At 24.9% G+C, this 6,535-nt stretch carries 5 protein-coding genes; 1 reads left to right on the top strand and 4 read right to left on the bottom strand.

Annotation, left to right across the window (positions count from 1 at the left end; all coding sequences use genetic code 11):
- Positions 1-109: 109 nt before the first annotated feature.
- Together ACU68Y_RS07495 and ACU68Y_RS07490 are read right to left on the bottom strand one after the other, a co-directional pair.
- Positions 110-1,168, bottom strand: coding sequence for a hypothetical protein (locus tag ACU68Y_RS07495; RefSeq protein WP_446755812.1), 1,059 nt, complete (start codon positions 1,166-1,168; stop codon positions 110-112).
- A complete protein-coding gene (locus tag ACU68Y_RS07490) occupies positions 1,161-2,702 on the bottom strand; it encodes an ATP-binding cassette domain-containing protein (RefSeq protein ID WP_446755811.1) in 1,542 nt (513 codons plus the stop codon). The genes ACU68Y_RS07495 and ACU68Y_RS07490 overlap by 8 nt, the downstream gene beginning before the upstream one ends.
- A gap of 113 nt (positions 2,703-2,815) precedes the next feature.
- Here ACU68Y_RS07490 and ACU68Y_RS07485 point away from each other — a divergent pair, with 113 nt between their 5' ends.
- On the top strand, positions 2,816-3,724 hold the full coding sequence (locus tag ACU68Y_RS07485) for a DMT family transporter (protein ID WP_446755810.1): 909 nt from the start codon (positions 2,816-2,818) through the stop codon (positions 3,722-3,724).
- Positions 3,725-3,726: 2 nt separating this feature from the next.
- Here ACU68Y_RS07485 and ACU68Y_RS07480 read toward each other — a convergent pair whose 3' ends face one another.
- Entirely contained in the window at positions 3,727-5,196 is a 1,470-nt protein-coding gene (locus ACU68Y_RS07480) for an ATP-binding cassette domain-containing protein (RefSeq protein ID WP_446755809.1), read from the bottom strand.
- Positions 5,165-6,436 carry a radical SAM protein gene (locus ACU68Y_RS07475; RefSeq protein ID WP_002839521.1) on the bottom strand — a complete coding sequence of 424 codons (1,272 nt, stop codon included), beginning with the start codon at positions 6,434-6,436 and terminating at the stop codon, positions 5,165-5,167. Before ACU68Y_RS07475 ends, ACU68Y_RS07480 begins: the two co-directional genes overlap by 32 nt.
- Between the last annotated feature and the right edge of the window lie 99 nt (positions 6,437-6,535).

Genomic DNA, 6,535 nt, shown 5'->3' with positions numbered 1-6,535 from the left:
TGGTAATATGGTTATAGCTCATAGTTAATCGCTCCTTTTAATATGTTTTGTTTGGTCACTTACATATTAACACAGCTGATTAGCTATGAGTTATTTTATGTTGCACTTGTTATGATAAATTATCTATAATAAAATTTACAGGTTTTAAAATATTTTTGTCATTTACCGTGTAACTTAAATTTTTAGCATTTATTTCGATTTCACTATTGCCATTATTAGAAACCTTATCTTCTGGAATAATTGAATAAAATTTTCCCACATTAACTTTTAAACTTTTTAATTGAATAAATGAGTCCACTGACTTTTTCACACAATCGAAAAATTTATTGATAACAACAGACACAGCTAAAACTTTTATTATTGAATTGATTCCTATAATTTGTTTAGAACATAGAATAATTCCAAATCCCACTACTAGTATTAAAAACAATCCATCTGCTAAATTTCTTACTGCGTTTTGAGTTTTTGTATACATTTCTCCTGTTGATATTTTTTCATTCAGAAATTCATCAAATAATTCTTTGTATACCTGTATGAATTTTGTGTACAAATTATTAAATTTCAACCAATCTTTTTCAAAAGAGCAAGAAAATAATATTTTTCTTTCATTTTCTTTAAATGTATATTTGTCTCTTGTATATTCTGAAACTTCATTCTTAAAAGTAGTAAATGATACAAATCTTAAAAATCCCATAGCAACTATGAATACAAAATAATAAATTGGTAATTCTTTCAAGCTTATTATCAAAATTAAAACTATTATTAAAGCTTCTGAAATATTTTGAAATGCCCATATAAAATTCAATCTAAGCATAGTTGCTTCTTTTTCTATAATATTGTCAAATTTATAAGATTTTATATCTCTTAAAGTACTTTCATCAAATTTTAAGTATTTGTCTATTAGCAAGTTTTCGTGAGTAAAACTATTTTTCAGGATAATTTTATTTGATAAAATCTGAAAAATAGGTATCAAAACTACAGTAATCAAAATAGCAATGAGCAACTTATATATTGAAGATTTCATCATTTTTATATCTGAATTCAATACTGCAGATGTAAAAGTTCCCAAAACAGTCGCTATGAAAACTGCTGACACATCTTGAATTATATTGCTAATAAGCCCTAATATTGCGCCAAACCTCATAGACCTGAATAAATCCTTATACATAATTATCACCGCTATCTAAATCTAAAGTTTTATTGCATATTTTATTTAACCTTTCATCATGACTAATTACAATCATTTCTCGTGAATCAGATCTTAAAATACCGATTAGTTTTTCCACTGATTTATCATCTAAATGATTTGTCGGTTCATCTAACAAAAGTATATTCTTATCAGATGCCAGACACACTGCCAATGCGAATTTTTTCCTTTCTCCACCTGATAATTCATCTAAGTATTTACTCCATTCAAGCTCCTTAATCCCAAAATAATTGCAGAGTTCTTGGACTTTTTTAACGTATTCTTTTCCTTCAAGCATACCCATAATCTCTCTCATTGTAAAAGAAATACATAAATCATTTTGATTTAAATAACTTATAAGTCTTTCTGGAATATCTCTAATAACCAATTTGCTATTTGAGTGTAAAAGTCCTAAAATCAAATTGAAAATGGTTGTTTTCCCTTTGCCATTACTCCCAGAAATTAGAATTTTATCTCCTTTTTCTAATTTAAGATTTGTTCCATTTAAATTTCGACAAAAATCTAAATCTTCAATTTTTAAATCTATTAGAGAATCAGTATCTGAAACTGTTACATCGTTACTATTAATATCTTTATTTAAAATATTATTTATTCTAGTTTTTGATACATTGAATTCTTGAACCTTCGAAATATATTTTGTTATATTCTCAAAATTGGAATAGAACGTACTCAGTAACATAATCATAAACACCGAATCAGCAATGGTAATTTCCTGATTATAGATTGCTATACCAATAATTGCGTAACTAACTATTTTTAAAATCAAATCTAACAGAGAATACATCGCATTTTCAAGAGCAAATGCAATTTCAGCCTTAGTTCCTGCATTTACATTCAGCTCATCCAAATTTCTTTTATTTTTAAAATACCAATCAGCCGCATTAAAAGTTTTCAAAACATCTCTTCCATCTGATGCCGATATAATCCAGTTAGTAGTATCTTGTTCTATTTTTCTAGTATCCATGTAAATCTTATATAAACTATTTTTAGTAATTATTGGCGGTATTATTTGCAAAATAGCTAACAAAACAAAAATAAAAGTCACCTTATAACTTAAAACCAAAAATGAAACAAGTACCATCGCAAAAATAAATAATGAAGAAAAAAATTCTACCAAATATTCATACCTAAAACTTGCTACGATGTCGCTATCCTTATCTACAATTTGCAAAACTTGTTCTCCTGTCAATTCGAACAACAATTCTTTTTGTAAATTGTAAATATCTCTAAGTATGTTGTTTTTTAACTGAAATTTTAATTGATGTTTTATTAATTCTAATTTATAAGGTATTAGTTTTTCTAATAAAAATTTCACACCAAATACTAATATTATAATTAGCATAGTTTTTATTGTATTTTGAAATTCTACTGTATTTAGTTTTACAAATTCGTCTGCAAAATTTGATGTAATTACAGACACTAAAAAATCAAGCACAAAAATAAATACATAAAACAAACTTGAATAAATAAAATATTTCTTCGCTTTAGTTTTCATAATCACAAATTCCTCTCTTTTTTGATTATACCACCTAATAAACTCTTGCGAAATAGAATAAATTTCAATTCTACATTGTTTTATGATATCATTTATTAATACGGAGGTAATAAATGAATAATAGAACTAAAGGTATTATAGCAATATTATTGTCAGCATTTGGATTTGCTCTTATGAATTTATTCATACCACTTGCTGGAGATTTGCCAACTATACAAAAAAGTTTTTACAGAAATTTAATTGCTTTTTTGGTAGCATTTGCACTTTTATTGAAATCAAATAAAAAAGAAGAGGTACAAGAACTTCACGATATTAAATCAATTCCATGGAAAACTTTGATCTTAAGAGCAAGTTTGGGTACGGCAGGAATTTTTTGTAATTATTACGCGTTGGATCATCTGTTTATTTCCGATGCATCAGTTCTCAACAAACTGGCTCCATTTGCGACATTGATTTTATCTTGGGTTTTCTTAAAAGAAGATTTGAGAAAGGAACACATAATTTCAATTCTGATAGCATTTGTAGGGGTTTTATTCGTCGTAAAACCTACACTACAAATCCACGAAATTCTTCCATATTTAATAGGAATTTTGGGTGGAATTTGTGCTGGTGGTGCTTATACATGTGTAAGAAAATTAAACACGCTTGGAGTTAACAGTTCGTTTATCGTTGCGTTTTTCTCAGGATTTTCGTGTTTGGTTTGTATTCCATTTATGATATTTAATTTTGTTCCAATGAGTACAACATCCATCCTTGCTCTTATAGGCGTTGGACTTGCAGCTCTCATCGGACAATTTGGAATTACATTAGCTTACAAATTCGCCCCTGCTTCTGAAATTTCGGTGTTTGATTATTCGACGATAATTTTTACAGGATTGTTCGGATTTTTATTCTTACATCAAATCGCTGATTATTTAAGTATAATCGGCTATGCATTAATCTTCAGTGGGGCTTTGATTAATTTTATGAACAATAGGAGAAAACAAAGAATGCTAATAAATGAAAAATCTGCACGAGTATAATCTCATGCAGATTTTTTTAAAAAATACATTTTTTTATTTTTTATCATATTAATAATTCCGCTATCATGCGTAATCAAAATCACTATTTTCCTTTTAAAATACAACTCATTTATCATATTCGCTATTTTGATTTTATTTTCTTCATCTAAAAAATTAGTAGGTTCATCTATTATATAAACACTCTTATCCGTATTTAATGCTAACTCTATTTGTGCTTTTTTCTTTTGTCCAGAAGAAAAATTTATTTTATCAGATAACAATCCAAAATTAGATATATTATAATCAGATGATATGTACACCATATCATAGTAGCTCTCTTTTAATATTCTTCCATTTATTAATATATCTCCATTGTATCTATCGGTATAATTCAAAATAGATTCTATCACAGTTGTTTTTCCTACACCATTATCTCCAGAAATTATATTTATATTTTTATTATCAAATTTCATAGAAATTTTTTCATTTAATACTTTCCCTTTATTACTCAAACATTCAAAATTCACCAATTCTATTTCTTTTATAATATCATAATTGTATCTTGTTTTTTTTACTTCCATAAAATTCAAAAAACTATTTATTGCTGGCTTTGCTGTTAAATATTGATTTCTTATGTCAAACAAATATTCTACTGGTGTCCAAAATCTAGACACATAAAGTTGTGTAGCATAAAAAGTACCTATTGTAATCATATTTTTATACACATAATATCCAGAAATCAAATACATAGAAATTATTACACCATTTAAAATAAAATAAATCATCATATTATTTACAAGAGATTCTAATTTATATTTTTTATTTAAGGTATTCTCATAATTTTCTAATAAAATTTTTATATCAAACATCTGCTTTTTTTTCAAAAGTCTTTCTGACTTTGTAATAGAATATTTATCTAGCAGATATCCCTTAATATCTCTATTATTCGTTAAATCCTTTTCCGAATAATCTGAAATCAAATAACCTAATTTATATGATATATATGCACCTACTGGGACTACAATTATCATAACTAATGCTAAGCTAATAGACAATTTTAACATTATTAAAAATATTGCTATCATAGTAATAATAGAAAATACAATTCTAATAGGTATATCTACAATAAAGCCTTTTATTAATGTAAGATTATTTGTTATTTCTTGATTAATTCTATCTCTATTAATTGAATGTTCTTTTACTCTATATGTATCCAAATTTTCATTTACCTCTTTGAAAATATTAGATATTGCTGATGTTTCTACTTTTTTACTGAAAATATCAAATATATAAGATACAACCTGAGTCAATACAAATAAAAAAACATCTATCAGTCCAAAAATCAACATATTATTAAAATTTTTATCCATTGCATTATCTATAAACTTTTTTGCAACAAGTGGAGATACTAAAAACAAAATTTTTAATACACCATTTATTAAACAATAAATAGCAATGCTTTTATTTGAAACATATCTTTTTAATTTCAACATTATTCATCATCTCCAATGGGTTTTCTATGTAAACACCAAATTCATTTGACAATTCAAACAAAAAATATAATTTATTCAAATAATTTATAGATTCATAATTACAATTTATTTTAAACCCATTTTTATTTGAATATTCTTTGTACCCACATCCTCCCATACACTTGCTATATAGTGGACATTGCATGATATCGCAATTTTTTAATATAGGAGGTATATTCTTAATTTCAACGTCATTATTATACACATCTTTTTCATAAAAAAAATTATTATCTCCTACCATAGAATAACACTTTAATAACTTTCCTTCTGGTGTTATTGTTACGCTAGTACTATTCCTAGCCATACAGTTTCCAGCAATGTTAAAATCATATGGAACATTTATATTATTCTTAAATAAATAATAGTAAATTTCAGCAATTATTTTAGTTCCCTCAAAATATTCCAGAAAATTTATATCATCATTACTAACATCTAAAAAGTCAAAATAAATATTCAATGATTTGTTTATAAAATTTTTAAATTCTATTTTTAAAAAATCTATCAACTCAAAAATAGATTCTTTATTTTTGTTACTAACATTTACTCTAATAGTAATTTTTAATAACTCGCTATTATTCAAATACTCTTTAATATTTTTAATTATAATATCAAATGAATTTGTAATATCCAAACCTATTCTTTCTTGATTATGAAATTTTTTACTTCCATCAAGTGTAATTTGTATATTAAATTTATTATCATTAAAAAATTTTATGTCTTCTTTTTCTAATAATATTCCGTTTGTAACTAATGAATACTTTATTATTTTTTCTTTTAAGTTTCTATTAATTTTATTAACTAATCTAAAAATATATTTTTTATTTAATAAAGGTTCTCCTCCTGTAAATTCAATATTAAAGATTCTAGCATCAGATTTTTTTATATTTCTATATATAAATTCATATATAGAATTGTTTTCTTCCTCTATCATTAATCTCTCTGTATCACATATATTTTTTTCATAACAATATGAACATCTCAAATTACAATTTGTATTAGTGACAACAACAAAAGAATTTTCTTTGTTTTGTTTATTTGTTTTCTGAAAAGTGTCTTTTATAATTTCTTTATATTCTTTCTTAAAAAAAATATCATGATTGTTAATTTCCGATATAATACTAGAATCAAATTTTACAATAGCATTATTTTCCAATCCTTTGGCAAAATATAAATCAAAATCTTTAAATACATATAAGTACATAATTATTCTCCTTTTCATTTATGATAAACCTTTTCATTTATGATAAAAAAAAGGAAACATTTTGAACTGATTCTCAAAAATTAGATATAAAACCAACTT

This window comes from Finegoldia sp. P1-F-LS, assembly GCF_052932205.1.
This window is presented reverse-complemented; position numbering and strand designations above follow the sequence as displayed.